The organism is Saprospiraceae bacterium (assembly GCA_026129545.1).
Taxonomy (GTDB): domain Bacteria; phylum Bacteroidota; class Bacteroidia; order Chitinophagales; family Saprospiraceae; genus M3007.
Genome location: JAHCHX010000005.1, coordinates 102,978 through 129,558 on the forward strand (window position 1 = coordinate 102,978; position 26,581 = coordinate 129,558).

22 protein-coding genes are annotated in these 26,581 nt (G+C 52.2%); 8 read left to right on the forward strand and 14 right to left on the reverse strand.

Features of this window, described 5'->3' with window-relative positions:
* Positions 1–2: 2 nt before the first annotated feature.
* The 10 genes from KIS77_21785 to KIS77_21830 form a co-directional block, all read right to left on the reverse strand.
* Positions 3–218 (reverse strand): hypothetical protein, encoded by a 216-nt coding sequence (locus KIS77_21785; GenBank protein MCW5924967.1) that lies wholly within the window; start codon positions 216–218, stop codon positions 3–5.
* 1 nt (position 219) lies between these two features.
* Entirely contained in the window at positions 220–522 is a 303-nt protein-coding gene (trxA, locus tag KIS77_21790; protein MCW5924968.1) for a thioredoxin, read from the reverse strand.
* Positions 523–531: 9 nt separating this feature from the next.
* Positions 532–2,142, reverse strand: coding sequence for a T9SS type A sorting domain-containing protein (locus KIS77_21795; protein ID MCW5924969.1), 1,611 nt, complete (start codon positions 2,140–2,142; stop codon positions 532–534).
* A gap of 22 nt (positions 2,143–2,164) precedes the next feature.
* Positions 2,165–3,844 (reverse strand): bifunctional metallophosphatase/5'-nucleotidase, encoded by a 1,680-nt coding sequence (locus KIS77_21800; GenBank protein MCW5924970.1) that lies wholly within the window; start codon positions 3,842–3,844, stop codon positions 2,165–2,167.
* Between the two features lie 185 nt (positions 3,845–4,029).
* The gene (locus KIS77_21805) at positions 4,030–4,584 is read right to left on the reverse strand and encodes a hypothetical protein (GenBank protein ID MCW5924971.1); all 555 of its coding nucleotides are present in this window, start codon (positions 4,582–4,584) and stop codon (positions 4,030–4,032) included.
* 176 nt (positions 4,585–4,760) lie between these two features.
* The gene (locus KIS77_21810; GenBank protein MCW5924972.1) at positions 4,761–5,990 is read right to left on the reverse strand and encodes a gliding motility-associated C-terminal domain-containing protein; all 1,230 of its coding nucleotides are present in this window, start codon (positions 5,988–5,990) and stop codon (positions 4,761–4,763) included.
* Positions 5,942–6,850, reverse strand: a complete 909-nt coding sequence (locus tag KIS77_21815) for a hypothetical protein (GenBank protein ID MCW5924973.1) — start codon at positions 6,848–6,850, stop codon at positions 5,942–5,944. The genes KIS77_21810 and KIS77_21815 overlap by 49 nt, the downstream gene beginning before the upstream one ends.
* Positions 6,851–6,908: 58 nt before the next feature.
* Positions 6,909–7,256: a T9SS type A sorting domain-containing protein gene (locus KIS77_21820; GenBank protein ID MCW5924974.1), complete on the reverse strand. Its 348-nt coding sequence runs from the start codon at positions 7,254–7,256 to the stop codon at positions 6,909–6,911.
* A gap of 6 nt (positions 7,257–7,262) precedes the next feature.
* Positions 7,263–7,496, reverse strand: coding sequence for a hypothetical protein (locus tag KIS77_21825; protein ID MCW5924975.1), 234 nt, complete (start codon positions 7,494–7,496; stop codon positions 7,263–7,265).
* 480 nt (positions 7,497–7,976) lie between these two features.
* Positions 7,977–9,425: a PD40 domain-containing protein gene (locus KIS77_21830; GenBank protein ID MCW5924976.1), complete on the reverse strand. Its 1,449-nt coding sequence runs from the start codon at positions 9,423–9,425 to the stop codon at positions 7,977–7,979.
* A 241-nt stretch (positions 9,426–9,666) separates the two neighbouring features.
* Between KIS77_21830 and KIS77_21835 the strand changes: the two genes are divergently transcribed.
* The 8 genes from KIS77_21835 to KIS77_21870 all read left to right on the forward strand — a co-directional run bounded on the left by KIS77_21835 (position 9,667) and on the right by KIS77_21870 (position 20,579).
* Positions 9,667–10,146: a TlpA family protein disulfide reductase gene (locus KIS77_21835; GenBank protein MCW5924977.1), complete on the forward strand. Its 480-nt coding sequence runs from the start codon at positions 9,667–9,669 to the stop codon at positions 10,144–10,146.
* Between the two features lie 50 nt (positions 10,147–10,196).
* Positions 10,197–10,805, forward strand: a complete 609-nt coding sequence (locus KIS77_21840) for a thioredoxin family protein (protein ID MCW5924978.1) — start codon at positions 10,197–10,199, stop codon at positions 10,803–10,805.
* 507 nt (positions 10,806–11,312) lie between these two features.
* Positions 11,313–12,962, forward strand: coding sequence for a tetratricopeptide repeat protein (locus KIS77_21845; protein MCW5924979.1), 1,650 nt, complete (start codon positions 11,313–11,315; stop codon positions 12,960–12,962).
* A gap of 165 nt (positions 12,963–13,127) precedes the next feature.
* A complete protein-coding gene (locus KIS77_21850) occupies positions 13,128–13,556 on the forward strand; it encodes a hypothetical protein (GenBank protein MCW5924980.1) in 429 nt (142 codons plus the stop codon).
* Positions 13,557–13,954: 398 nt separating this feature from the next.
* Positions 13,955–16,147: a glutamine synthetase III gene (locus KIS77_21855; protein MCW5924981.1), complete on the forward strand. Its 2,193-nt coding sequence runs from the start codon at positions 13,955–13,957 to the stop codon at positions 16,145–16,147.
* 81 nt (positions 16,148–16,228) lie between these two features.
* Positions 16,229–17,869: a glutaminase A gene (gene glsA, locus KIS77_21860; protein ID MCW5924982.1), complete on the forward strand. Its 1,641-nt coding sequence runs from the start codon at positions 16,229–16,231 to the stop codon at positions 17,867–17,869.
* Between the two features lie 25 nt (positions 17,870–17,894).
* On the forward strand, positions 17,895–19,253 hold the full coding sequence (locus KIS77_21865; protein MCW5924983.1) for an ammonium transporter: 1,359 nt from the start codon (positions 17,895–17,897) through the stop codon (positions 19,251–19,253).
* Positions 19,254–19,427: 174 nt separating this feature from the next.
* On the forward strand, positions 19,428–20,579 hold the full coding sequence (locus tag KIS77_21870; protein ID MCW5924984.1) for an acyl-CoA dehydrogenase family protein: 1,152 nt from the start codon (positions 19,428–19,430) through the stop codon (positions 20,577–20,579).
* 224 nt (positions 20,580–20,803) lie between these two features.
* Here the strand turns inward: KIS77_21870 and KIS77_21875 are convergent, their stop codons facing one another.
* From KIS77_21875 to KIS77_21890, 4 genes are all read right to left on the reverse strand, one after another.
* Positions 20,804–22,318: a tetratricopeptide repeat protein gene (locus KIS77_21875; protein MCW5924985.1), complete on the reverse strand. Its 1,515-nt coding sequence runs from the start codon at positions 22,316–22,318 to the stop codon at positions 20,804–20,806.
* Positions 22,319–22,433: 115 nt separating this feature from the next.
* A complete protein-coding gene (locus KIS77_21880) occupies positions 22,434–24,407 on the reverse strand; it encodes a KUP/HAK/KT family potassium transporter (protein ID MCW5924986.1) in 1,974 nt (657 codons plus the stop codon).
* Positions 24,408–24,443: 36 nt separating this feature from the next.
* Positions 24,444–25,853: an alpha-glucosidase C-terminal domain-containing protein gene (locus KIS77_21885; GenBank protein MCW5924987.1), complete on the reverse strand. Its 1,410-nt coding sequence runs from the start codon at positions 25,851–25,853 to the stop codon at positions 24,444–24,446.
* Positions 25,854–25,882: 29 nt separating this feature from the next.
* A complete protein-coding gene (locus tag KIS77_21890) occupies positions 25,883–26,485 on the reverse strand; it encodes a hypothetical protein (GenBank protein MCW5924988.1) in 603 nt (200 codons plus the stop codon).
* Positions 26,486–26,581: the final 96 nt, after the last annotated feature.

The window sequence follows — 26,581 nt, forward strand, 5'->3', positions numbered from 1 at the left end:
GTTCATCTTCTTACAATTTTTATGACAAGCAGCCGAATCAGGAGCAACCACGGCAACCCGTGAAAAGCCAAATCGAGCCAGTCCATTGGCTTCATGCCGATAGCGCCACCGGCTACCCAACGGAGCTTGCCCCAGATGTGCGGCTCAGGCACGAAAGGCGCCAAGCCAAGCGTGAGACAGGCGATGAGTATGAGTTTCCAGTCGTTGAGCGCCTTCATGTCACTGTTGGATAGAAGCAATCGCATTTTTCAAGGTCGCTTTGCTTTGCACACCCGCCTGCCGCCATTGCAATTTTCCATTTTTGAAAATCATGAGTGTCGGCACGCTTCGCACATTGTATTGAGCCGCCAACCCGGGATTTTGGTCCACGTCAATTTTATACACGCGCACCTGCTCGCCCATGTCGGCCTTTAGGTCTTCCAAAATAGGCGTCACCATGCGGCAAGGGCCGCACCAAGTGGCGAAGAAGTCAATGACTGTGGGTGTTTCAGATGAAATGAGGTCTTGAAATGAAGTTTTCATGCTTCGAATTTATTGTTTGATGATTTGACAGTTGGCGATGATTTTGCTTTGTTCGCTAAGTACAATGTTGTATGTTCCCTTTGGAAACCATTTTAGAGTGACGGGCACTTGATGTTTTCCAGCCTGATATTCTTGTTCGGACATTTTCAACACTCTTTTACCACTGGCATCGAATATCTGAATGCCGATTTGTTGTCTGGATGTCGTTTCAAAAGAAATCTGCACCTCGTTGCGGAATGGATTTGGGATGGCTGAGACGTGCAAGGGATTTTGCTCCACGAACTTTGTGGCGCTTGCGGCACTTTGAACAAAAAACACCTTAAACAGCCGGTTGGCGGCCACGCTTTCCGCGCCGGTATTGATGAAAAAAATGTTTGGCTGACTGCTCTGAATGCCGCCCAGAATGTAGCCGACGAATGTGGTGTCGGAGTCGAGGTCGTCGAGCCGAATCACACCGTTTTCGTAGCGCGGCGCGTCGGAGCGAGGGATAAATTCGGCACTCGCGCCCGTCAGGTAGGGCATTTCACCGATTTTCACTTCCGCCATTTGGCCGTCGGCAAAGCGCGTCACCATGCTGATGGTTTTTACGAACGGCACATTCGGGTCTTCGATTAAAAAACCCGTCACGTCGTCCACATAAAATTGGCTGATGCCGCCGAAAAAAATCGTGTGCATCTGATTTTCAGCGGCGCTGTAAATCGGAAGATGCGCCGTGTGGTACTGGTTCAAGTGTTGGTTGAAGGAGTTGTTCACCGAAAATCCTGTGCTGGCCACATCCACCGTGTTGAGCCACGGCAGGTCTTGGTCGTAGCGGAAAACGCCTGAAAACATCGTGAAGCCGTATGTGCCATCAGGAAAAATCTGCGGCGCCATATTGTAGTCGCGGCGATGCAGGTTTTGGGTGTCTTTCCATGCTTCATAATTCGTCAAAGCGAGCGTGATGCCGTCGTCCGCGATTTTGAAGCGGCGGACTTCGTTGGTGTACTCCTGAATAAATCCGGGGCCATGATTTGGCCCCATGGGATTATAGCGGCCTATGAATTTTTGCCCTCCGGCGAGATAAAAATAGTCGTCGAGCGCATCGAGATAGCCGCCGGTCACTTGTACGCGCGCGTCCTGAAGTTGGCGAAAATGAGGTATCAATGGCTGGTTATTTATGACAGCCTCGATAACGCCCGGCACATTCACCGCAGTCAAATAAGGGTAAGTGATGTGGTCGCCGGCGGTGTTGGAATAGCCGTAGCCGCCCACAATGTAAAGCGTGTTGCCCACCTGCCGGAACTCCATGTTCGTGGATTGCAATTGCTCCACCATCGAGATGGGCAGCGTGTTGAGCGGCTTCGACCACACGTTTTGTGAAACCGGGTCGAGCACGTACACATTGTTGTTCATGCCTGCCGCATCGAATGCGGCGAAAGGCTGGCGGCGGTGCAAGCCGTCTTTCCGCCCCCCGATGACGAGCCATATACCCTCGGATTCGCCGATGACGTATGCTTGTAGGCCAGGCAAATTGGGAATCGGAAGCTCTTCCAAAATGACTTTAAAATTGGGCGAAGATTGCCCAAAAAGACCGCTTACGGCCCAACTCAAATGTATCGCTATTGCAAATAAATGCTTCATTGTCGATGTTTTTAAGCATGGTTTATCGAAAAGTGTACGCTACCCCAGTCACCTGCGTCAGCAACGTCGCCGGAGCATCCAGTGCCTTCGCGTAGCCGCGCGGCGCGGGAGCCACGGGCGAGTTGGCCGCCAGATAGTCGCGCATCGTTTGGTGCAGGGTGTAGGGCGTGTTTTTGCCTTCTTTCACGTTCGGGATGCGGCAAAGCACCGTGTCGGGGTCGCCGTCGCGCTCGCAGGCGCAGACGGTGTAAGTGCGCTGCAAATCGAGCGGTTGACCACCGACGGTGACTTTTTGCACCCGCTTGCCGGGTTCGCCAAAGGCCAGAAATTCGACCTCCATGCCCTTGAATTTCACCACCCAGCCGCCGAAACGTTTGGAGGCATCTTTGGCAAACACGTTGTTCAATTCTTTTTCCAACCAATCGAAAAGCTGCTGCCCCGTCACCTTTGCGGTACGGATGTATGAATCCACCGGCAGCATATCGAAAATGTAGCCTTCCGTAATCGGTGCGAGACCATCAGCCCCCACATTGCGCGGCGGGCAAAAACGAAAACCGTTGGACAACACAATGTCCGTGTCCACGCGCCAGTCGAGCGCATCGAGAATCATGGTGTCAATCGTGTTTTCGATGACGAAGTAGCGATATAGCGGCACGGTGCTGTACCCGTGCACTTTGTTGATGTCGGCCACGAAGGGCGCTTCGAGGTTGTCAATGAGTTTTTGAACCGCCGCCCTGGGCTTGTGTTTTTTCGCGTCCACTTCCAAGAGTTCGTATTTCTCGCCGACGATTTTGCCGTCTTTCACCTCCAAATCAAGCCTGCCGACGAAGGAGCCAAACGCGCCCGGCTCCACGACTTTGGCGTATTTGCACTGAATCGGCTCGCGCACGCGCTCGTGGGTGTCGCCGCCGAAAATGTAGTCAACGCCCTCACATTCAGGAAGGTTGGCCAAATTTATTTGCTGCGAAAGCCCGATGTGTGCTAGCACGATGACGAAATCGCATTGCTCCTGTTCGCGCAACACCCGCACCCACGGGGCGAGGCTTTCTTCAGGTTTTGTGTAAATAATTCCTTTGGAATAATTCGGCGACTGGCGAAGCGGCACGAGGTGGTCGGTGAGTCCGATGAAGCCAATTTTCACGCCCAACCGCGACCAAGTGTAGTAGGGCGGGAACACGAGTTCGCCCTTCTTGCCCTCACCCAAGTCGTGATACATATTGGCGCAAACCTTCGGCGCGTCGAGGCCGCCGAGCAGGGTTTGCATTTGCTTTTTGCCGTAAATCACCTCCCAGTTGCCGGGCAAATAGAGGTCGTAGCCGAGCGTGTTCAAAATCGGCACAAAGGCTTTGCCGAGCGTTTTCACCGACAGTTCGCTGCCTTGGAACATATCGCCCGTGTCAATGGTGAAGGTGTTGGGGTTCGCCTTCCTGATTTTGTCGAGCATGGTGGCGAGTTGCGCATAGCCTGCCGTTTTTCTGAACACCATTTTTTCGTTTTCCCAAAACATCTCGTCGTGCGGGTGGATTTGACAATGCACGTCGGTGGTTTGGAGCAGGGTCAGGGTGCCGGATTTTTCGATTGATTCGATTGGGCCGATTGATTCGATTGACTCGATTGGGTTGGCAACTGCCAAAGGCGACAGGCTTGCGCCGATGCCAGTGAGGAGGGTGTTGCGGAGGAAATCTCTGCGTTTAAAGGACATAAACCACTGCGTTTTCCCGCAAAGATAGAGGGCGGGAAGTGGCGGGATTGTGACTAATGTTACCTTTTGTGCAAAGGGATTTGTGAGGTGGGCGTTAGGGCGCCGTTCAGGGCGTGGACGGCAAGGTGGAGGTGTATTCAGGGGATGTGACGGTGCCGCGGTGAGTGAATGAAATACTTGCTACTTCATTTCTGCACCCGCGCGTGATAGGTGCCGTTGGTAAAGATGATGGTATCTGGCGAGGCGGGGTCGTATTCCTCGCCCATGTACAGCCACTTCACAAATTTAGCAGAAAACTCCCCCTCGATGTCGCTGATGCCTGCATCCTTGATGCGTACGGTCAGCCACGCCGCGCTATCGCGCACCAATTGGTATGAATCGCCTATCACATCGCCATCATCAAGCATGGTATGGAAAGTGCTGGTTTGGACAGAGTCGTTCGCCGCTTGGGATTGATAGTTGAGGATGTTGAAAAAGAATTTGCCCTCTTCAAAAGGCATACCCCTGAAAAACAAGCTGCCTCTTCTATATCCATCAACGGTATAGTTCTCGATAAGGAGGCTAAATTTTGAAGGGTCCGTATGGAAATATTTACCTGAAGTCTTAGCAGACCAAGTTTCTCCATTTTTCATTGCTATAGCGTCGCCCAGATAAATCACCTCTTCTTCTGGCTTTTGTGTTTCTTTTTTGCAAGCACTGAATAGCATCATGGCTATCAAGATGGTGAAAAGATGTTTCATGTTGTGAATTGATTTAGGATAGGTACTGAGACAAAATTATTCAAGCATTTCACACGACGACACAACGGCACAAAGAATTGATTATCAGAAAAATAAAATCGCAGTGTCGCCGTGTCGTTGTGTGAAATAAATCTGTCCGGGTACTTAGTGGCTACTAATTATGAAAAAAATGATTGTCATCGCACGAGCGTCTCATCTTTTGCTACCCGAACAATCTCGCCGTTTTTCAGCCGCACCGTCAACACGAGCGCATACACACCCGGTTGCGCATCTTTACCCCGCCACTTGCCGTCCCAAATCACCGTCTCCGCCGACGCGGCAAGGCCTTGCCGCGACACGACCAGCCCGCCCCAACGGTCGTAAATCGCCGCCAAGACGACCTCCTCCACCTCGCCGCCAAACGACAGGGTTAAAAGGGCGTTTGGCCCGTCGCCGGTGGGCTTGAACACGTTGGGGATATAAATCCGCCTCCGGTCAACGACGCTAACCCGCACCACAGCCTCCTCCCGGCATCGCAGACCGTCTTCTGCAATCAGCAAAAAATCGGTTGTTTTCCACGGAAATGCCAAAGGGCTTTCACAACTTGAGCAGTCCAAACCCGTCGTGGGCGACCATTGAAAAACCAACGGTTTGTCATGCACAACAAATGGATTGAGTTGAATGGAATCGCCCAAACTGATTTCCACCTCGGTGGGCAGTTGGATGGCTGGGTAGTTGCTTTCAGTCACGAAGACCGTATCGGTCTGTGTGCCGCAATCGTTTGTGGCGGACACGGTGTAGCGGCCATAGTCGCTCGCTACAACTTGCACGCCCGTGTCACCAGTATTCCACAGATAAGTGTCAAAGCCGGGCGTGGCGAAAAGAGGCACCGGCTCTGTGAGGCACAAGGTCGTGTCGCGGCTTGCCGCAAGCCGCACCTGGCGCAGGTCTTTAAAAACAATGGTGTCTGTGAACACGCCACATTCGTTCCGCACCTCGAGCCAGTAGGTGCCGGGCTGCGTGACCGTGACTGCCGACGCGGTTTCGCCTGTGCTCCAAAGATAATTAGGCTGCCCATGCGGCCCTTGCAGCAGACGGGCAAACTGCGTCGTGTCGCATAAGGCCGTGTCAGCGCCCAAGTCTATTGACAGCGGATAGTCCACTTGCAGCCAAAAAGAGTCGCTTAGGATGCCGCACAGGTTTTGCTGACTGACCCATACCAATCCTTCTTGTTCTATTTTGGTGCTTTTTGTCGTGTCGCCCGTGCTCCACAGCACCTCGGCGCAGCAGTCGGTCGTTTCGAGGGTGAGCGGCAAAGCCGAGTGGCAGAGCATGAGCGTGTCGTCGGCAAAGCCGAAGGCAGGGGCTGGCGTGTGTTCTATTTGGAAGGTGTCGGTGAAGTAGCACCCGTCCAATGCCGCCCGCACCCAGTAGGGCCGGGGCCTTGTACGGACACGGTGTGCGCGGTGTCGCCCGTGCTCCACTGGACATCGCTTAGCAAGGTGGGCACCGAGTAGTGGATGGTGGAGTCCGCCGCGCAGACCGTTTTATCCTCTACCCATTGGTAGGGGTTGATGGGGGATTTCTCTACGGAAACATCGTCAATATAATAGTAGGATTGAGGCCCATACTGACTTTTTATATGCAAATAGGTTATTTCGCTGTTGGGCAAATAATTCCCGATAGTGATAAAAGATTCTCCCCCTTCTGCATTAAAATAACCGCATATTCGCATCCAGTTGATGGTGTCTGCCAGCACATATCCCTTCAAACTGCTGACCTGAGGCTGGAAGGGCAAAACGCCCGGGACAGCAGGCGGAATGACATCAGACTTTATCAGCTCTTTCGACAAGTATGCCCCTATCATATCGGATGCCCCGTCAGATACTTTTTCAGCAAGACTCACGAAAAATTCGACTTTGTAAACAGAGTCCTTTAATAAAGAAGTAGATAACTGCCCTTCAATATACTCGCGCCCGTCAGGTGGTTTATTATCACCATACTCGTAACCATAAATGCCTGCATAAGCAATGCCGCTTCTTGGCTGCTGATTGCCCATAGCATTTTGCGGAGTGCTGTGGGTGGTATTCCAGCCGCAGGGATAAAAATAATCGGAAGAACGATGAGGCTGAGTCCAGAATTTTGCCGAATCAATGCTCCCTAAACTCCAGTTTCCAGCGTACGGGCACCCGTTTTTCTCCTCAAAGCTCGGGTTCAGCACCAAATTTTGCCCCTGCGTTTTCACTAACGCAAAAATGCACCCGATGAGCAAGGTCGTGCTTCTCATAGACGAAAGTCTCACCGGGCCGCCACGCCCCTGCGCGGGCGTGGCGGCCCGGTGAGACTTATTGTTTGATAAATTTGCCGGACAGCGGCCCGGCCTCCGTTTCCAAGAGGTAGGTGTACACCCCTGAGGGCAGGCGGTCCACGCCTGTGCCGTTCGCGTCGTAAACATTCATGTTCTGGATATAGAACAAAACCTTGCCGTCCGCATCGTAAGCGGTGTTCTCCACCGTGTACGGATAACCCACGCTCCATGTGAGCGGGGTGGCCGTGCCAGCGCCGAAGTCAATTTCAGTCGGGTTCAAAATCCATCTGTTCATTTGGCCGAACGAATCAAAGTGGAGAAGAAAAGCGGAAACCAGCACTACGAACGGCTTCGCCCCGGCTGTGAATGTGTCGATTTGTTTCAATCTGTATCAATTTGTCTCATCAGGCGCACGGTCATTAAAGCGTCTTGCTGTGTATCTCCTTTTTTGATGACTTTCAATCGTCCTGATAAGGATTTCCTGCTCAGAAGGGCTAAGCAATTCGCCGGATATGGGAATGTTTGCCTTTGCTATGCGGCGATAGAGGGTGGAACGCGACATTCCCAATTCGCGAGCGAGTTCCTCTTTTGTTTTGTATACCTCGCGCCGCCAAGTTTTCAGCATCGTCTAGGGTAACGTTTACTAAACTTTTGAAGTTTAGTAAACGTGATATCATCCTTCCAACCATGCTGAAAACTTGGCGGCACGAGGTATAACGATTGTTGTTCATTCCCAAATCCGGTTGGTGAGCGTGTTACGCCTCGCGCCGCCGGGTTTTGAGCATGATTATCAGGGAGAACAACCATAACCATCTCACAAATCTCAGCGAATCAAGGTATGGAATCGAAACGAGGATGCAGCAACAAAAGCATCTACAGACAAATTTATGGCAGTTCTTCCAAGCCAATGCGCATCCGTGTGTTAATTTCTCACTTTGAGATATTGTTGGCAAAAATGTCGGTAAGAGAGTGGCGCCACCACACTACTTGACATTTTTGTTTTTTGGGCATCCAGCCGGGATTGTGTCAAAAGATTCTACCAACATTTGACCTCTCCGAGGTTTGTGCCATTTTGATACGTTTGCTCTGACTATTCCCCCCGTTTTCAATCCACCCAATCTGCCACGAACACATTCGTGTCGCGTGTGCCGCCATTGTCGCGGTTGGAGGAAAAGACCAGTTTTTTTCCGTCGGGCGAGAACATCGGGAAGGAGTTGAAAATGCTCTCGTGGGTGATTTGCTCCAGCCCCGTGCCATCTTCGTTTATCATGTAGAGTTGAAAATCGTAGCCCCGGGAAGAGTGGTGGTTGCTGCTGAAAATGATTTTTTTGCCAGAGGGATGGAAGAACGGTGCCCAGTTGGCTTTGCCCAAGTGGGTCACTTGGCGCAAGTTGGAGCCATCCACGTTGCAGGTGAATATCTCCATGTCGGCAGGGGCCACGAGGCCCTTTTTCAGGAGGTCTCGATATTCGGCGATGGCCTCGGCGGTTTTGGGTCGGCTGGCACGGAACACGATTTTGGAGCCATCGGGCGAGAAAAACGCACCGCCGTCGTAGCCGAGGTCGAAGGTGATTTGTTTTTGGTTGGAGCCATCCATGTCCATCGTCCAGAGCTCGAGGTCGCCGGAGCGGTCGCTGGTAAAGAGGATTTTGTCGCCTTTCGGGCTGACGACGGCCTCCGCGTCGTAGCCGGGGGTGTTGGTCAGCTGCTTCACGATGTTGCCTTGCATATCAGCCACAAAAATGTCGTAGGTGTCGAAAATCGGCCAGAGGTACTTGCCGCCTTCGCGGAGGTTGGGCGTGTGTGGGCAGGCATGGCCTCCCGTGTGGGTGCTGGCAAACAGGATGTGCTTGCCATCGGGCATGAAATAGGAGCATGTGGTGCGGCCTTTGCCGGTGCTGATGAGTGTCGGTTTGTAAGTGCTGTCGCCCGCGGCTTTGCCCACTTCCATAGTGAAAATTTGGTCGCATTCCAGCCCCCAGCCCGTGTAGTTGCTTTGAAAGGTAAGCCATTTACCGTCGGGACTCCAATAAGCCTCCGCGTTGTCGCCGCCAAAGGTGAGTTGGCGGATGTTTTTTAAGTGGGTTTCTGGTTTTGGGGTTGCTTGTTGCTCGTTGTTTGTTGTTTGTTGTTTGTTGTTTATTGCTTGTTGCTCGTTGTTTGTTGTTTGTTGTTTGTTGCTCGTTGTTTGTTGTTTGTTGTTTGTTGCTTGTTGCTCGTTGTTTGTTGTTTGTTGTTTGTTGTTCGTTGTTTGTTGTTTGTTGCTTGTTGCTTGTTGCTCGTTGTTTGTTGTTTGTTGTTTGTTGTTCGTTGTTTGTTGTTTGTTGTTTGTTGCTTGTTGTTTGTTGTTCGTTGTTTGTTGTTTGTTGCTTGTTGCTTGTTGCTCGTTGTTTGTTGTTTGTTGTTTGTTGTTCGTTGTTTGTTGTTTGTTGCTCGTTGTTTGTTGTTTGTTGCTCGTTGTTTGTTGCTCGTTTTGGGAAAAACAAGGGGTTGAAATCAAACAGCAAAACAGGAGAACCGGAAAATGGGACTTGGAAAAAAGAATTTGGCGCATAAGAAAGGTCAATTTTGGGCGCAAGATTAGGGTAGTTGTGCGGAATGGCGGTCAGGATTGGGTAAAAAATGCCTACAAGCAGCGTGAGTCGTCGAATTTGCCGCCGCCCGCTACAAACGCCACACGTTTGCTTATTCCAGCAAAATAGCGCCGTGAATCGGGGTTAGGTCGAGAAAAAGTCAACAATAGTGGTGAGAGGGCGTTTCTTTCGATGTCTTTCACCTCCAACACCTCTTCTTTCATGCGCGTGTCTCTCTTACTCTTGCTGCTTAGTGCGTTTGGCTTTAGCCTTTCCGCCCAAGACATTCCCTTCATCAAGGCTGAGCAAATCACCGCATGGAAAAATACCGACACCGATACCTTGTATGTGCTCAATTTCTGGGCGACGTGGTGTGCGCCGTGTGTGGAAGAATTGCCCGCTTTTGAAAAATTGAATAAAAACTACGCCGACAAGAAGGTGAAAGTCATCCTTATCAGCACTGATTTCAAGCGAAATGTGGAACCGAAAGTAAAGCCTTTTGTGAAAAAGCGAAAATTGGAAAGCACTGTGGTGTTCATGGACGAATCAAATCCGAACAACTATATTGACTTGGTGGACACAGCTTGGTCGGGCGCGATTCCGGCCACGCTGATTGTTTCAAAGCAAAAAAACGTGTCGCAGTTTTTTGAAAAAAAGTTGACCTACGCAGAATTGGAAACGGCGGTGAAAGAGGCGCTTTAGGGAGGCATTGAAGTCATTTCAGTAATTTCATCATAAAAAATTTAAGCAACATGAAAAAAGTACTCTCCCTCCTCACTTTTGCTTTGGCTTATGTCGCCATGTCGTTTGTTGGCAGCCACCCGGGCGGCTACCATGTGGGCGACACGGCCCGCGATTTTAGCCTCAAAAACGTGGATGGCAAGATGGTGTCGCTGGCAGGCATCAAAAATGCGGAAGGCTACATCGTCATTTTCACTTGCAACCACTGCCCCTACGCCAAGGCTTATGAAGACCGCATTATCGCGCTGCACAACAAATACGCACCACTTGGCTACCCGGTGGTGGCCATCAATCCGAACGACAAGGACGTGCAACCGCAAGATAGCTACGACAAGATGAAGGTGCGTGCCAAAGAAAAAGGATTTCCATTCGCATATCTCTACGACGAGACGCAGGAAATCGCCAAAGCTTATGGCGCCACGCGCACCCCACACGTCTATCTGCTGGACAAAGACCGCGTGGTGCGCTACATCGGCGCGATTGACGACAACTCGGAAGAGCCTACCGAAGTGAAGGAGCGATATTTGGAGGATGCCATTGACGCGCTGCGGGGTGGCTCAGAAGTGAAAGTGAAAGAGACAAAAGCGGTGGGCTGCACCATCAAGTGGCGGAAGGCATAAGGCATTTCTCTTGAAATGGTAGAAGACAGACCGCTTCTTGGCTTTTTGCTGGGAGGCGGTTTTGCATATTATACACCTCGCGCCGCCAAGTTTTCAGCATCGTCTAGGGTAACGTTTACTAAACTTTTGAAGTTTAGTAAACGTGATATCATCCTTCCAACCATGCTGAAAACTTGGCGGCACGAGGTATACCTTGATTCGCTAGGATTTGTTAGATGAACATGATTGATGTTCGTGATTTTGAACAGATTGCGATTGCAGCCATGCCCAAAACCTAACGGCGCGAAGCATATACCCCTTGCGGCCAAGCTTCGAGCATGGTTAAAAGCACAATCTGTTCAAAATCAGGATATCGATAAGGGATATCCGACAAGTCTCGGTGAATCGAAATATTAAGTTTGTGATGCTTGCGAACATTTTTCAGGTTTTGTCATTAGAGCCACGCTTCCTTGCGCCAATATGTAAGCAGTCTAAATTTCATTGACAAACACTATCAATCGCCTGCTAATGATTCGCGCCTTTGGCTTTCTTGTTTTTGCATGGATGGCCCCTATGTTGCTCAATGCCCAAGCAGACAAGCTGGACAGTTTGCGCAACGTATTGGCCAATCTTTCAACACGCGACACAGCATACATAATGGCCCTTTGCCACATTGCAGCAGCAGAGGGATTCGTTGACCCTGAAAACGCGGCGCTGCACGCTACCGAATGCCTAGAACGAGCAGAGGCGCTCAACCACGAAGCAGGCAAAATTTTTGCGCTCAACCTTTTGGCCATTGGAGCGCAGCGACAGGGCAACTATCCAGAAGCGTTGAAATTGTATTTTCGGGCCATTGACTTAGCCGAGGCTGGCGGCAACACGACCCGGCTAGGAAAGACCATCAACAACCTCGGCCTGTTGTATTTTTACATGGAAGACCACGACGAGGCGCTTCGCCAGTTTTTCCGCGCATTGCCGCTGCAACCCGACCCCATGGACCGCGCCACATTGCTCTCCAACATCGGCATGATTCACCGAAAAGGAGGCCGACTCGACTCCGCCATGATTTATTTCCATCAGGCGCTGGCACTATTTATCCAACTTAAAAACGCGAGAGGTGCCGGCTCCTGCTACAACAACATCGGCCTCGTTCATTTCGACCGAAAGGAATACGAGGACGCGGTGTTCTATTTCCGACGCGCGGGCGACGAGCTGAGAAAGGCACAGGTCACCAACTGGTACGCCAATTCGCTCAACAACTTGGGCATGGCACTGACCCAGCAACGACTGTACCGCATGGCGGAGGACACGCTGCGCAAAGGCTTGAGAATCACGCGGGAATTGCAAAACCTGAAAATGGAGGCTGAGGCCTCCCAACGGCTCTACCAGATGTTCGAGGCACAAAATCGCCCAGACTCAGCTTTTGTCTGGCTCAAATACTACATGAGCACGAAAGACAGCCTGATGCAACAACAACAAAAAGAGGAAATAGCAAGCATCCAGACCAAACATGATGAGGAGCAAAAAGTAATCAAACTGGAAAAAAACCTGGCAGAGGAACGTGAAATGCGTTGGGCATGGACGACGGGAGTGCTTGTTTTATCTATCATTACGGGTGTGGGAAGTTATCTTTTTTGGAAATGGTCGCGGACGAGCCAGCAGAATGAAGCTAAACAGGCTAAAGCCTTGGCTACGTTTCGCAACAACGAGGAGGCACAGCAAGCCCGTGAAGCCCAACTCAACGAAGAACTCGCTTTCCGAAGCCGCGAATTGGCGGGACAGACCGTGCACTTGCTGCAAAAAAACGAATTGCTCCGCCGAATCGCCGAACGACTGCGCGAAGCCATCGGCGACAACCCGCAGGACGAACATCGCTTTCGCCCCATCCTTCGCCTCGTGGAAAACAACATCAACGACGACGAACGCTGGGAGGAATTCAAACAGCGATTCGAAGGCGTACATACGGGCTTTTTCCAGCGTCTTCTGGAGATTCAGCCCAAACTCACCGCCCACGACCTCCGCTACTGCGCTTACCTCCGCATGAACCTCACCAGCAAAGAAATTGCCTCTTTGCTCAACACCTCGCTGCGAGGCGTGGAGACTCACCGATACAGACTGCGCCGCAAGCTCAATTTAGAAACAGACAGCGATTTGTCAGCGTGGATTATGAAGGTGTGACCATCACAATACCCCGCCCATTGTACTTTTTTTGCAAAAAAACATCAAAATTGGCTGTTGACGTAGCGTTGTGAAGCGCGTGTAGTAGTGTTGACGTACCCCCTTTGCTTGCCTTCCGCATGATATGCCCTCCATCTTTGCCCCATCAAAACAAAGTCGATGGACATGAACCACGAAGAAAAAACACTCGCACTTCACATCCGACAAACCACGATTCCCGACTTGGGCCAACGCTTGCACGAACTCTTGGGCTATTACATCCCAATCGAAGTCGAATGGGAAAGCTTCAGAAACGCGCCGTTGTCGGCGCTTCACTACCTGCGCAATTACATCGAGCGACTTCAAAAGACCCTCGAGCAAATCGCAGGCGAAGAAAAAGAGGCTAGCTCGCTAGCTGCGCAGCTCAGGCGCATCAGCATACGGCAAGTACCTTCCAACGAAGCGGTCGAATTAAGCTTTGCCGACGGCGCATTGTGCTCTATGGTCAACTTCAACAATATAGAAGGCATTCCTGCGGAAACCGAATTGCACAAAACTATTGGGCATTTTGTGGCCATGACCACCACATTGCGCTCGCACGAACATATTCGATAAACTCACATCAAACAACCCAACATGGCACGGAATTGCCCTGTGCCCATTATGCTTTTGATAAGCCTTTTCTGACAACCGATTCTCGCTCTCCCCACTTTCATTTCACCCCATAATCAGCCTCCTACCTAACCTCTTGTGAGATTTAACTGATTGTGCCGCACTAGCAATTGCAGCACATCTCGCCTCTTCGAGCAGCATGCTGTTTGAGGAAATATATACCTTGATTTGCTAGGATTTGTCAGATGAACATGATTGATGTCCATGATTTTGAACAGATTGCGCTTTTAGTCATGCCCAAAACTTGATGGCGCGAAGTATACTTGATTGCCCTCCAAAAAATCAATCACGCATTGACAACCCAATTTTTTCATCACCAATCTAAAAAACGTTTTAGTGCAATGAACAACACTGCTTATCAGGATTCCAAGTTTCTCGACCCACTTGACAAACTTTCTTTGCTTTCCGCGCCCGTGTCAGAGTATTTTGGCAGCAACACTTTCAACCGCGCCGCCATGGAGAAATATCTGCCAGAAGATGTGCTCCATCTGTTTGACAATGCTTTGCGCACCAGCCAAAGCATTGACCGCAATTTGGCAGATGCCTTTGCAGAAGGCCTGAAAAACTGGGCTATCGACAACGGGGCAAAACACTACACACACTGGATACAACCCATCAACAACAACACCGCCGAAAAACACGATGCCTTTTTCAAACCCGCGCTTGACCGCCACAACCCCTCGCTCGAATCGTTCAGCGGCAGCGACCTGATGCAAAAGGAGCCGGATGCATCCAGCTTCCCCAGCGGAGGCCTGCGCAACACCGCTCAAGCGCGCGGCTATTCCGTATGGGACCCTACTGCCACTATTTTCATTCTCGAAACAGAGCTGAGCAAGACGCTCTACATTCCCAGCATTTACATCGCATGGACAGGTGAGGCACTTGACTACAAAACCCCGCTCCTGCGCTCCCTGCGCCAACTCGACCGCGCCGCCACGGAAGTGGCCCGATTGTTCAACCCCGATGTGAAAGGCGTGAAAGCCACGCTTGGCTGGGAGCAAGAGTATTTCGTGGTGGAAGAGGACATCTACCACCAGCGCCCCGACCTCAAAATGGCAGGTCGCACCCTCTTCGGCAACAAACCTGCCCGCAATCAACAACTCGAAGACCACTACTTCGGCGCCATCCCAGAGCGGGTGCAAAACTTCATCGCTGACTTTGAGACAGAGGCGCACCGCCTTGGCATCCCTGTGGTAACCCGCCACAACGAGGTGGCACCTAGCCAATACGAGTGCGCGCCCATGTTCGAGGACGTGAACAACGCCGTTGACCACAACTTGCTCCTGATGAACCTCATGCGCCGCGTGGCAAGCCGCCATGGCTTGCGCGTGTTGCTCCACGAAAAACCTTTTGCGGGCATCAACGGCAACGGCAAACACAACAACTGGAGCCTCAGCACTTACGAAGGACATAACCTGCTCTCACCCGGCAAAGACCCCGGCCACAACCTCTCCTTCCTCACGTTCTTCGTCAACATTGTGGCTGCCGTCAATCGCTTCGAATCGCTCATCCGCGCCAGCATCGCCACACCCGGCAACGACCACCGCCTCGGTGCCAATGAGGCACCTCCGGCCATCATCTCGGTCTACACGGGCGAGTTCATCGAAAAAGTGCTCGAACGCTTCAAAACAGAGGGGTTGCACGAGGCCGTCAATGCCAAATCGGTGCTTCAATTGGATTTGTATAGCGTGCCTACGGTAGAGCTCGACTCCACCGACCGCAACCGCACCTCGCCATTCCCGTTCACGGGCAACAAGTTCGAATATCGGGCGGTCGGCGCTTCGGCCAACTGTGCACAGGCGCTCACGGTGCTGCAAGCCGCCGTCGCCGACCAACTTGCCCAATTCAAGCAAGCGGTGGATGAAAAAACGCAACGCGGCCAATCCGTAGAGGAAAGCGTGGTGGAGGTGTTGCAACAAACGTTGCGCGAAAACGAGCGCATCATTTTCAACGGCAATGGGTACAGCGCCGAATGGGAAGCCGAAGCTGCCCGCCGGGGCCTGTCGAACAACAAAACGGCCCCCGATGCACTGGGAGCCTATTTGGAAAGTGGCGCGAGGGAACTTTTCGAGCGCACAAATGTGCTGAACGAACGCGAGTTGGAAGCCCGCTACGAGATTTTTGCCGAAGAATACATCAAAGTGATGGAATTGGAAGCCCGGATGATGCTAGATATTTGCAACACCAACATCATACCCGGCGCCAACGCCTACTTGGGACAACTCGCCGCCACCAACAACCAGCTGGCCCAGATGAGCCAAGCCAATGGCAGCCATGCGCTCTTGACCACCCAACACAACCTGAATAAACTGTTGGAGGCTGTCAACTGTGTGTTGGCCAACACCTTCACCTTAGAGGAAAAGCTGACGCAACTGCACCATCAGGGCGATGTCTCCCACATTCTCCAATATGCCGGCAAAGATATCAAGCCGACACTGGAGTCTACCCGCCGTTGCGTGGACGCGCTCGAACTGCTGGTGGACGACGAACGCTGGCCTTTCCCCAAATATCAAGATATGCTTTTCAATTTTTAGTTTGGCCGAGCCAACCAAGCCATGCGCCCCGAGCAGCCTATGCCTGCCGGGGCGCAACCTTCAACTCGCACATTCAATACCATGGAAAAAAAGTCAAAAAAAGCAGAAAGCCCGACGGCTACCCATCAAACGGAAAATGAAATGAACAGCAACCCTTCTAGGACTGTCCAACATGAAATCGAAGCGGATTTTAGACAGCTTTTCCGCGCCTTGGATACCGAACAAAAAGGCTCCATCACCTTGCACCAGCTTTTTCGCCGCTTGCAGGAAATGGGCATAAAAAAGGACGACTTTCGGCTGAGAGGCGTGTTGGGCTCCTACCTCGACCGCGACGACGAAGATTTGGACGAAACTATACTCGAATTTGCAGATTTTCTTAAAATCATGCAAGGCGGGGATGGTGCCAGTTTGATTCAGAGTGCCATCCGCGGCGACCTCATCGTGCCAGAATTCAAACAATTTTCCCGCGAAATCCGGGAAATTTGCGAGGCCGTCAAGCAGTTGCGGGAGGGTAGTGTGGCAACTTATATCCCCCAATTGGGCCGGGTCAATCCCGATTTGTTTGCCGTGACTATCTGCACGATTGACGGGCAGCAATTCCATTGGGGTGACTATCGGCAGTTTTTCAGCGTACAATCCGTCTGCAAACCCATCAACTACTGCATCACCCTTGAAGAGCATGGCGAAGAAAAAGTGCATCGGCACATCGGGCGCGAGCCTTCCGGCATCGGCTTCAACGGCCTGGTGCTCAACGACAAAGGGCTGCCACACAACCCAATGATAAATGCCGGTGCCATCATGGCCTGCTCGCTCATCAAGCCCCATTTTCAAATGGCCGACCGTTTTGACTATGTGCTGGATGTGTGGTCGAAATTGGCAGGCAACTCACCCGCCCGCTTCAACAATGCCGTGTATCTCTCCGAACGCGAAACGGCCGACCGCAACTTCGCATTGGGCTATTTCATGCGCGAGAAAAAAGCTTTCCCGGAAAACACAGACCTGAACCAAACCCTGGAGTTCTATTTCCAATGCTGCTCCATCGAAATCAACTCCGAACAACTGGCGGTAACCGCGGCGACATTGGCCAACGCAGGCGTGTGCCCAACCACCGGGGAGCGCATTTTCCGACCCGACACAGTGAAAAATTGCCTGAGCCTCATGTCGAGCTGCGGGATGTACGATTTCTCCGGCGAATTTGCCTTCACCATCGGCCTGCCCGCCAAAAGCGGGGTCTCTGGCGATTTGATGATTGTAGTGCCCAATTTGATGGGCATCGCCATCTATTCGCCTGCGCTCGACCAGCTGGGCAACTCCGTGCGGGGCATCGAGTTCTGCAAACAATTGATCAAAAACTTCAACTTCCACAATTTCGACTCGCTCACGGGCAGCTTGAACCAGAAAAAAGACCCTCGTGTCAATCGCGCTCAGACGAAAATTGACGGGGTCATCAGTCTGTGTTGGGCAGCGAGCGAAGGCGACCTTTTCCAAGTGCAGTCGTTGGTAGCTAGAGGCGTGGACGTGGATGCTGCCGATTACGACGGCCGCACGGCTATCCACTTGGCTGCTTCCGAAGGCCACCCAAAAGTGGTTCGATACTTGCTCAACCAACGCGCACAAGCAAGCCCCAAAGACCGTTGGGGCAACACCCCGCTATCAGATGCCATTCGTGGCAAACACGAAGAAGTCATCCGAATTTTGGAAGAATACAACGCAACAACCTAATGCTACCTGTCGCACATTAAAGCCTATGACCGCACTTCAAAAAAAACTGACGAACAACAGCCGCAATGTGGCTTCTTTCATTTTTCTGGTCTTCATCGCCCTATCGGCCATATCCGCTTTTTATCCCTCTCGCCACCCAGAAGGAGGCACCTTCGAACCAAGCAACATTGCATTCATGCTTTCGGCGGCAGGGCTTGTCCTGCTAATGACCCCGGGCCTGTCGTTCTTCTATGGCGGCATGGTGAACGCCAAGAGCATCATCTCCACCATGCTGCAAAGTTTTGTCGCGCTGGGCCTCATCAGCCTGTTGTGGTATGTAGTAGGCTTTAGCTTGGCTTTTGGCGACGACATAGGGGGCATCATCGGCAATCCGATGACCTTCCTTTTTTTCGACAACGTGGGGCTGGCACCACACGACCGCATGGGCACAGTGCTGCCCTTTGCGTTGTATGCCGCTTTTCAGCTGAAGTTTGCCATCATCACCCCGGCGCTCATCACAGGTTCTTTTGCCGAACGGGTTCGTTTTTGGGGTTATGTCATTTTTATATGTTTGTTCTCCTTGCTTATTTACTGCCCGCTTGCCCACATGACTTGGCACCCCGATGGCTTGTTTTTCAAGATGGGGGTGCTTGATTTTGCGGGTGGCACGGTGGTCCATATCTCCGCGGGATTTGCGGCTTTGGCAGGCGCTATTTTTCTGGGTCGCCGCAAGTCGCATTTGGAGCAAAGGGCCCATACGCCCGTCAATGTGCCTTATGTGGTGCTCGGCACAGGGCTGCTTTGGTTCGGTTGGTTTGGTTTCAACGCGGGTAGCGCCTTGGAATCCAACACGTTGGCCGTGCTTGCTTTCATCAACACCAATTTGGCTTCTGCCTCGGCTATGTTCGCTTGGATGCTGTTCGACACCGTACGCGGCAAAAAAGCATCGGCTGTGGGCGCCTGTGTGGCGGCAGTGGTAGGCTTGGTGGCCATTACTCCGGCAGCAGGGTTCGTGAGCTTTGGGAGTAGTATTTTCATCGGCGTGGTCGCCGCCATCGTGTGCAACTATGCCGTGCATCGGAAAACAAAATCTGATTTGGATGACACGCTCGACGTATTTCCATGCCATGGCGTAGGCGGCATTGTTGGCATGATACTCACGGCCGTTTTTGCCACTGAGGGCGGTCTTGTTGCCGGAGAAACCTCTTTGTTTTTCAGCCACCTGCTTGCCTTGGCCATTGTGAGCGCCTTCACGTTTTTTGGCTCGTTGGCACTGTATCGGTTTGTTTCTCTTTTCACCCCCATGCGCGTCACGGAGGAAGAAGAGGCAATGGGGCTTGACATCACGCAGCACCAAGAGTCGGTTTTTGCCGAAGAAGCGCATCTCGCCGGCACTTACCAATAAGCGCGTGGAGTGGGTTGAAAATCGGCATTTCAAGACGTTTTGTAGAAACTTCCCCTGCCGGGCTTGAACTTTCGGCGTACCTTTGGGTTCTCATTCGCCGAACTGCCGACCGATGTCACCACCATCGGTTTCTTTTTCACAAAAACACTCCCTCGCGTAGGTAAAATCAGATTTATGGGACAGACTGCAACCATCAGCGCCGACAACCTTCAATTGATTCGTCAAAGTGCCAAAGACTTCGCGGAGGCATATATCCGGCCACACGTCATGGACTGGGACGAGAGCCAGCATTTCCCGATGGATATGTTTCATCAAATGGGCGAACACGGATTCTTGGGCGTGTTGGTGCCAGAGGAATATGGCGGTGCCGGACTCGACTATCAGGCCTACATCACCATCATAGAGGAAATAGCCAAAGTGTGCGGCTCCATCGGACTAAGCGTGGCGGCGCACAATTCGCTCTGCACCAACCACATACTCATGTTCGGCAACGAAGAGCAAAAACACAAGTATCTGCCCAAACTTGCCACGGGCCAATGGATTGGCGCGTGGGGGCTCACCGAACCCAATACTGGCTCTGATGCCATGCGAATGCAATGCACGGCCGCCCGCGATGGCGATTACTGGGTGCTGAATGGCAATAAATTGTGGATAACGCATGGCAAGAGCGGGCACGTCGCAGTCGTCATCGCTCGCACCGGCGAGCTCCTCGACAGTCGCGGCATGACGGCATTCGTCGTGGAGCGCGGCACGCCGGGGTTTCTTGCCGGGAAAAAAGAGAACAAACTCGGAATGCGCGCCAGTGAGACGGCGGAAATGATTTTCGACAACTGCCGAGTACACAAAAGTCAAGTGCTTGGGCAAGAAGGCGAGGGCTTCATTCAGTCCATGAAGATATTGGACGGGGGGCGCATTTCCATCGCGGCACTTTCGCTCGGCATCGCCAAAGGCGCTTACGAGGCTTCTGTCAAATATGCCAAGGAGCGCCACCAGTTCGGCCAGCCTATTTCCAATTTTCAAGCGATTAGTTTCAAATTGGCAGATATGGCCACAAAAATTGAGGCGGCGGAATTGCTGACGCGCCAAGCAGGCCAGCTGAAAGATGAAGGAAAAAAACACACCAAACAAGCCGCCATGGCAAAATACTACGCTTCGGAAGTAGCGGTGGAAGTCAGTACAGAAGGTGTACAGATACATGGTGGCTACGGCTACACAAAGGATTTTCCGGCAGAAAAGTATTATCGGGATTCCAAACTTTGCACCATCGGAGAGGGCACGTCAGAGATTCAGAAATTGGTTATTGCGCGCGAAGCTTTGCGAGAGTGACGGCTTTCGACAAAAAAATAAAAAAAAGTTTTCCGGTACGATATTTGATTTTCCTACCTTTGCTGTCTCAACATCGAAATTTAAGATTTTTCCCATAGTTTGTTTTGTTTTGTAATTTTTGGGCCTCCGCAGCTTGCTGTAGGGGCCTTTTTTGTTTTTGACCTGTGCGAGTGTTTTTGAAATATCGAAAACACTCGCACAGGGGGTGTCCGCGCCGCTGACCTTTATAGCTTTCGCTCCCCTATTTTCCGTTCCAACTCTGCCGATTTTCTGATTGCGTTGGCTTTTTTCCAAACCTCCACCGCCGCTGAGCGTTCGCCTTTTTGAAAAAGCGCGTCGCCAAAATGCTCCATGATGCCGGGGTGCTTGTCGCCCCCTTGCGTGAGCAGCCGCTCGTAGTGACTGACGGCAGCAGCGAAGTCTTTCTTGCCCAGCAGCGCCAAGCCGATTTGGTCCTGAATGTCCAAGCGCAAGGCAAAGTTGTTGCCCGTCATCAGCACGGCCTGTTCCAGCTGCGCACGAGCATCGTCGTGCTGGCCTTTTTCATTGGCTGCCAAGCCGTAGTAGTAGTATGCCTTGGGCTGGTTGGGAAAAGCATCTATGGCTTGGTCGGCCATGCGGAGCATCTCGTCGTGGCGTTGCTGTTGATACAGGATGTCGAGGGTGTTTTCCCACACGGAGAAGACGGTTGGGTTGAGTTCTATACATTTTCGATAGCGTTCGAGTGCCTCCGCAGGGCGGTTGGCGTGATAGCGCAAATCACCCGACAGGCTCCATGCCTTGGGGTCGGTGGGGTGCGCCTGCTCCACGAGGCTGCCGAGTTCGAGCAGGGTTTGAGTGAGCGATTCGTCGCGGCCAGCCTCAAGTTTGGGGATATAGGGCAGCACCTCTTTTATTTTGGCATCAATGGAAATTTTCGCGTCGGCAAAAAGCGGTTTGAGCGAGGCCAGGTAATCGGCATCGGAGCTGCTTTTGGCCTTGTCGAGCACGGCCAGTTTTGCCTCTGGGTCGTCGGGGCGGCGGCGCAAGATGTCCTCATACACTTTGCGGGCGCTGGCTTTGTCGCCCGATGTCTCGTAGTATTTGGCTAACCGGTGGCGATATTCGATGCGCTCGGGATAGATGTCGGCGAGTTTTTGCAACTCTGCCGCGGCCTTCTTGCTGTCGCCCATGCCCACATAAATCAGGTGTTTTTCCATTGTTGTTTCCAAGGTGATGCCGCGCAGGCTTTCGACCCGTTCGAGGGCTTTCAACCCACCTTTGGGGTCGGCGGCAAGCACGGACAGGTAGGCCAAGTGCTGCCAAAACTCCACCGTGTTGGGGAAACGCTTGGTCAGTCCCTCATATACCTTGACGGCATCTTTCGCTCGCCCGGTTTTTTCCAGAATATCGGCTTGAAAAATCTGGTACCACTCGTTGGCTGGCTCTTTTTCCACCGCCTTGACGACGGATTCGAGCGCATTTGCCATATCGTCTTTGGCAAAATACGAACGCGCCATGCCATACCAAGCGGCTCCGACATCGGGATTGTCGTAGGTGAATTTTTTGTACAGCTCGATGGCTTTGTCGTGATGGCCAAGCAGGCGCTCGCGTTCGGCGTTCACAAAGGCGCTTTGGCGCGTCACCTCCGCCTCCGGGACGGTCTTTGCTTGTCCGTCAAGTGTGTTTTGAGCAAGCAAAATGGCAGGCATGAACAGGCTCAAAGCCACAAGCACAGCAGGTATGTTTTTGAATTTCATGTCAAAATCCCAAAGTAATGATGAACATCTTTAGCCGCTCCATAACGTTCGGCAAGCGCAGTATATTCGATTGGTTCGACTGATTCGATTGGGCCGATGTCCGCCCCATGCCGCATCAGGTGATTCTTTTCAGTTTAAAGTCTTTGACGGGGCGCAGCACAAGCGGCACTTTTTCAAGGTCAACCGAGTCGCTGTCGAGGCCAAACCAGTTTTGGGGCGAAGCGGTGAAGCTTTTTACTGCCAGATAGACCGTCATCACGATTTGTTCCAGCACGGGCAGGTCGTTTTCGTGCGACAGGAATTCTTGGATAATGACGAATTTGAAATCGCCCGTTGGCAGCCCGTCGCGGCTGATGTGGTAGCGCGATTCGATATTAACCTCCTCATTGAGCAAAAGTTCTTCCACCACCTTGCGCAAAAACAGGTTCATGCGCTGCTCCACTCGAAAACCGAGGCGGAAGGTGACTTTATAGACGTCATCAGCGGCGAGCACGTTGACTTTGTACTCCATGGTGTATGGCTCGTCGGTGACTTCGATGTGCACGAACCAATAGATGTCGGCGCGTTTGGGTTGAGTCTGGAGAATGGAGTAGAGGATTTTTTCCTCCACCTTTTTGGGCGATTTGGCGCTACTGAGAAAAACGAGGTTGGTGGCATATTTTGGCACGGATTCGTCGTTGCTCAGCGCGATGAGCTGGTCTATGTAGTCGTTGATTTTGATGTTGTGAATGAAACGGGTTCTGATTTTTTTGGCCTGCACCCACACATACATCAGCACGAACAACACAGAGGCAATGACGATGGTGATGAAGCCTCCTTCCTTAAACTTCAGCAAGTTGGCTGAGAAAAATGCTCCCTCAAAACACAAGTACCAAACCAGGAAAATCCATACGAGCAACGGTGGTCTTCGGCGCGTCACGAAAAAGTTGGACAAGAGGATGGTGGACATCAGCATCGTAATCGTGACAGACAATCCATACGCCGCCTCCATGTGTTTGCTTTCTTGGAAATACAAGGTCACAAAAACACAACCTCCCCAGAGTAAGGTGTTCACCGCTGGCACATAAAGCTGCCCTTTCAGGTGGGTGGGGAAAATGACAGTCAGTTTTGGCAAAAGACCTAGGCGGATAGCTTCGCTGACGAGCGTGAAAGAACCCGATATCATGGCTTGGCTGGCGATGATGGCTGCCATGGTGGCGATGGTGATGCCAATGGGCAAAAACCAATCGGGCATGACGCCGTAAAACGGATTGAGTGTCTCGCCTTTGACCAACATGGTCTGCCCCTCAAAATGGAGGCACCATGCAGCTTGACCAAGATAATTGAGCACCAGACACGTTTTCACAAAAATCCAACTCACCCGGATATTCTGCTTGCCACAATGCCCCAAATCCGCGTAGAGCGCCTCCGCGCCAGTGGTGCAAAGAAATACCGCGCCCATGAGTACCAACGCATTGGGATGATGCAGCAGCAGCTGCATGGCGTGCACGGGGTTGAGCGCCTGCAAAATGGACCAGTTCCCGGCCAACTGCATCAGCCCCAAAAGCCCCAGCATGGAAAACCACACCAACATGACTGGTCCAAAAAACCGCCCGACCGTCGCCGTACCGAATTGCTGAAAAATAAACAAAGCAGAGAGTATGCCGATGGTGATGGCAACTATCGGAATATGAACGTCGTGCAGACTGTCCACCGCTTGAAGCCCCTCTATGGCCGACGAGATAGAAATGGGCGGCGTTATCATGCCTTCCGACAATACCGCGCTACCGCCTATCATGGCCGGAAACAACAACCAACGGCGCCGCCGTCGGACCAAAGTGTAGAGGGAAAAAATGCCGCCTTCGCCCTTGTTGTCAGCCTGCAACACCAAGGTGACGTATTTGAGCGAAGTTTGAATGGTAAGCGTCCAGAACACGAGCGATACCGCGCCGAGTATCGTCTCCCGATTCACAACATCGGTGCCCACGATGGCTCGCATCACATAAAGCGGCGAGGTGCCGATGTCGCCATAAATGATGCCGAGGGTGATAATTAAGCCAGCTGTGGTGAGCCGGTGGTGGTGGCCGTTGTGTTCGCCGTTGGAGGACATTTTAAGGGTGGTTAGAGGGTATTGTCGGCATTTCCACTACTTGTTTGTCAGCACGAGATACTCCCAGGGTTTTAGTGTCAGGGTCATTTTGGGGGTCACTTGCACGGTGCTCGCGCCAAAAAGGTTCAGGTAGGCACCGAGCACGTCGCTACTCGGGGCAAGGTTGACGGTGCGGGTGTTCTTGCTCAAATTCAATACCACGATGGCGCGGTCGCCATTTTTCTCGCGTGTGAACGCATAGACGTGTTCATCCGAATCGGTGGAAATCTTCTGCAAGTTGCCGCCGTTTTTCCCCGACCACAATGCTTGATTGGTGTGTCGGAGGGTGCATAGTTTTTGAAAAAAATCCGTTTTCGCGTATTTTTTCCAGCGAATGGGGTCTTTTTCAAAAAACTTCAACCGCCTTGCAAGACCGTCTTCCTGTCCGTTGTAGAGCATGGGGGTGCCTTGCCAAGTGAACATGAGCACATTGAAGGCATCCAATGCAGAGCCGTACAATTCGGCATCGGTGCCGCTCCAAGAGTTTTCATCGTGGTTGGAGGTGAAATACAATTGATAGTAATCCTTCGGGTAGAAGCCGTCGAGGAAATTGAGAAGCGTGTCGAGCGATTTTGCGTTTTGGTTGCCAGCGGCGATGTCGCGGGTCACGTCTTTCCATTTCCAGCCATAGTTGGCGTTGAAGCAAGAATTGAAATGCGCTGGCTCGTCTTGCCATTCGGAGAGCATGAACAGCAGTTTCACAGAATCCAGCGCGGGGCGCGCCTCCATCCAAAAGTCGTTCGGCACGAGGCCGGCCATGTCCACGCGATAGCCGTCAATGTCGCAGGTCCTCACCCAGTATTGCATGGCCGCTATCATGGCTTTGCGCAAGTCCGGGTTGGAATAATCGAGGTCGGCGCAGTCGTCCCAGCCAGTAGGCTGGCCGTGCTCATTGATGGGCGTGGTGAAGGCTCCGTTGATTTTTGTGTAGAACTCGGGGTGTTCTTTCATCCACACGGCATCCCAGGCGGTGTGGTTGGGCACCCAGTCGAGAATGACTTTTAGGCCGAGTGCGTGCGCTTCGCTGACGAGGCTTTTCAGGTCGTCGAGCGTGCCGAAATCGGGGTTGATGGCGTAGTAGTCTTGCACCGAGTAAGGGCTGCCGAGGTCGCCGGGGTTCATCTTGCGTTTTTCTTTCCCAATGGGGTGGATGGGCATGAGCCACAGCACGTCGGTGCCGAGTTCCTTGAGTCGGGGAAGTTGTTTTTTCACCCCGGCGAAATCGCCCGACGGCGAAAACTGGCGGATGTTGCACTCGTAAAGCACGGCGTTGCGTGCCCATTCGGGTTCGGCAGGGCGAGCAGGTTTGGGTGACGGTGGTGGCGCGGTTTGCACGGCGGGAGCGGGTTTGTTTTCGCAGGAAAAAAATAATGCCGCGAAAGCGAGGGCAAAAAACAAGTTTCTCATGGCAGTTTATTTTGAATGTCGGAAGAGAATCAATGCGCTGGCGGCGCGGTTTTCGAGCCAGCCACCCGCACCTGTATGCCAGTCACGTTCAGGTCGGTGTTGCCTCTCCAAATCATCAAAAAGCCTTTGTCGGTCACGGCCCATGTGTTGTTGATGTAAGGGTCTTTGCAGGCGAGATAAATTTCGTTTTTGGCTTCGTCCCAGTTCCAGCGCCCCGTGTCCACCACTTTGTTTTTTATCAAAACGTCGAACGTCTGGTCTTCGCGAAAACGCAGCCACTTGGACTGGTAATGTCGGTGCACGAGTGTGTCGGTAGGCTGAAAGGCCATATTCATGTGCCACCAACCTGTGCTGAGATATGCCTTGCGGCTGGCGCTGGCGGGCGGTAACGCATCTATAGGCACCGTGACCATGCGCGGTGGCTCTTGTATCTGCATAGAATAGTTGGGGTCGGGGTTGTCGCCTTCCACTATGTGCGATGCATTCCAATCGCGGCCATCGGTAGGGGTATAGACGGATGGGGAGGCCGACGGGTCGGCAGCGGATGGTTCGGCTTTGGGCTTTTTGAATGTTTTGCAGGTCAGGTATCCCAATGCGATAGCCAGCAGACCGAGCAGGATGTTGAGTTTCATGTTTTTGTGTACGGATGAGTGTTGTGAAATGCAGGGGGTTAGGGCGAAAAATATACCCCGATTAAAAAAAGATTTGAACCGGCCTGTGGGCAAGGC

Bases quoted from the DNA above. Each gene is read 5' to 3' on its own strand.
- KIS77_21785 (MCW5924967.1), bottom strand. From the start codon at position 218: ATGAAGGCGCTCAACGACTGGAAACTCATACTCATCGCCTGTCTCACG.
- trxA (MCW5924968.1), bottom strand. From the start codon at position 522: ATGAAAACTTCATTTCAAGACCTCATTTCATCTGAAACACCCACAGTC.
- KIS77_21795 (MCW5924969.1), bottom strand. From the start codon at position 2,142: ATGAAGCATTTATTTGCAATAGCGATACATTTGAGTTGGGCCGTAAGC.
- KIS77_21800 (MCW5924970.1), bottom strand. From the start codon at position 3,844: ATGTCCTTTAAACGCAGAGATTTCCTCCGCAACACCCTCCTCACTGGC.
- KIS77_21805 (MCW5924971.1), bottom strand. From the start codon at position 4,584: ATGAAACATCTTTTCACCATCTTGATAGCCATGATGCTATTCAGTGCT.
- KIS77_21815 (MCW5924973.1), bottom strand. From the start codon at position 6,850: ATGAGAAGCACGACCTTGCTCATCGGGTGCATTTTTGCGTTAGTGAAA.
- KIS77_21825 (MCW5924975.1), bottom strand. From the start codon at position 7,496: ATGCTGAAAACTTGGCGGCGCGAGGTATACAAAACAAAAGAGGAACTC.
- KIS77_21830 (MCW5924976.1), bottom strand. From the start codon at position 9,425: ATGCGCCAAATTCTTTTTTCCAAGTCCCATTTTCCGGTTCTCCTGTTT.
- KIS77_21835 (MCW5924977.1), top strand. From the start codon at position 9,667: ATGCGCGTGTCTCTCTTACTCTTGCTGCTTAGTGCGTTTGGCTTTAGC.
- KIS77_21840 (MCW5924978.1), top strand. From the start codon at position 10,197: ATGAAAAAAGTACTCTCCCTCCTCACTTTTGCTTTGGCTTATGTCGCC.
- KIS77_21845 (MCW5924979.1), top strand. From the start codon at position 11,313: ATGATTCGCGCCTTTGGCTTTCTTGTTTTTGCATGGATGGCCCCTATG.
- KIS77_21850 (MCW5924980.1), top strand. From the start codon at position 13,128: ATGAACCACGAAGAAAAAACACTCGCACTTCACATCCGACAAACCACG.
- KIS77_21855 (MCW5924981.1), top strand. From the start codon at position 13,955: ATGAACAACACTGCTTATCAGGATTCCAAGTTTCTCGACCCACTTGAC.
- glsA (MCW5924982.1), top strand. From the start codon at position 16,229: ATGGAAAAAAAGTCAAAAAAAGCAGAAAGCCCGACGGCTACCCATCAA.
- KIS77_21865 (MCW5924983.1), top strand. From the start codon at position 17,895: ATGACCGCACTTCAAAAAAAACTGACGAACAACAGCCGCAATGTGGCT.
- KIS77_21870 (MCW5924984.1), top strand. From the start codon at position 19,428: ATGGGACAGACTGCAACCATCAGCGCCGACAACCTTCAATTGATTCGT.
- KIS77_21875 (MCW5924985.1), bottom strand. From the start codon at position 22,318: ATGAAATTCAAAAACATACCTGCTGTGCTTGTGGCTTTGAGCCTGTTC.
- KIS77_21880 (MCW5924986.1), bottom strand. From the start codon at position 24,407: ATGTCCTCCAACGGCGAACACAACGGCCACCACCACCGGCTCACCACA.
- KIS77_21885 (MCW5924987.1), bottom strand. From the start codon at position 25,853: ATGAGAAACTTGTTTTTTGCCCTCGCTTTCGCGGCATTATTTTTTTCC.
- KIS77_21890 (MCW5924988.1), bottom strand. From the start codon at position 26,485: ATGAAACTCAACATCCTGCTCGGTCTGCTGGCTATCGCATTGGGATAC.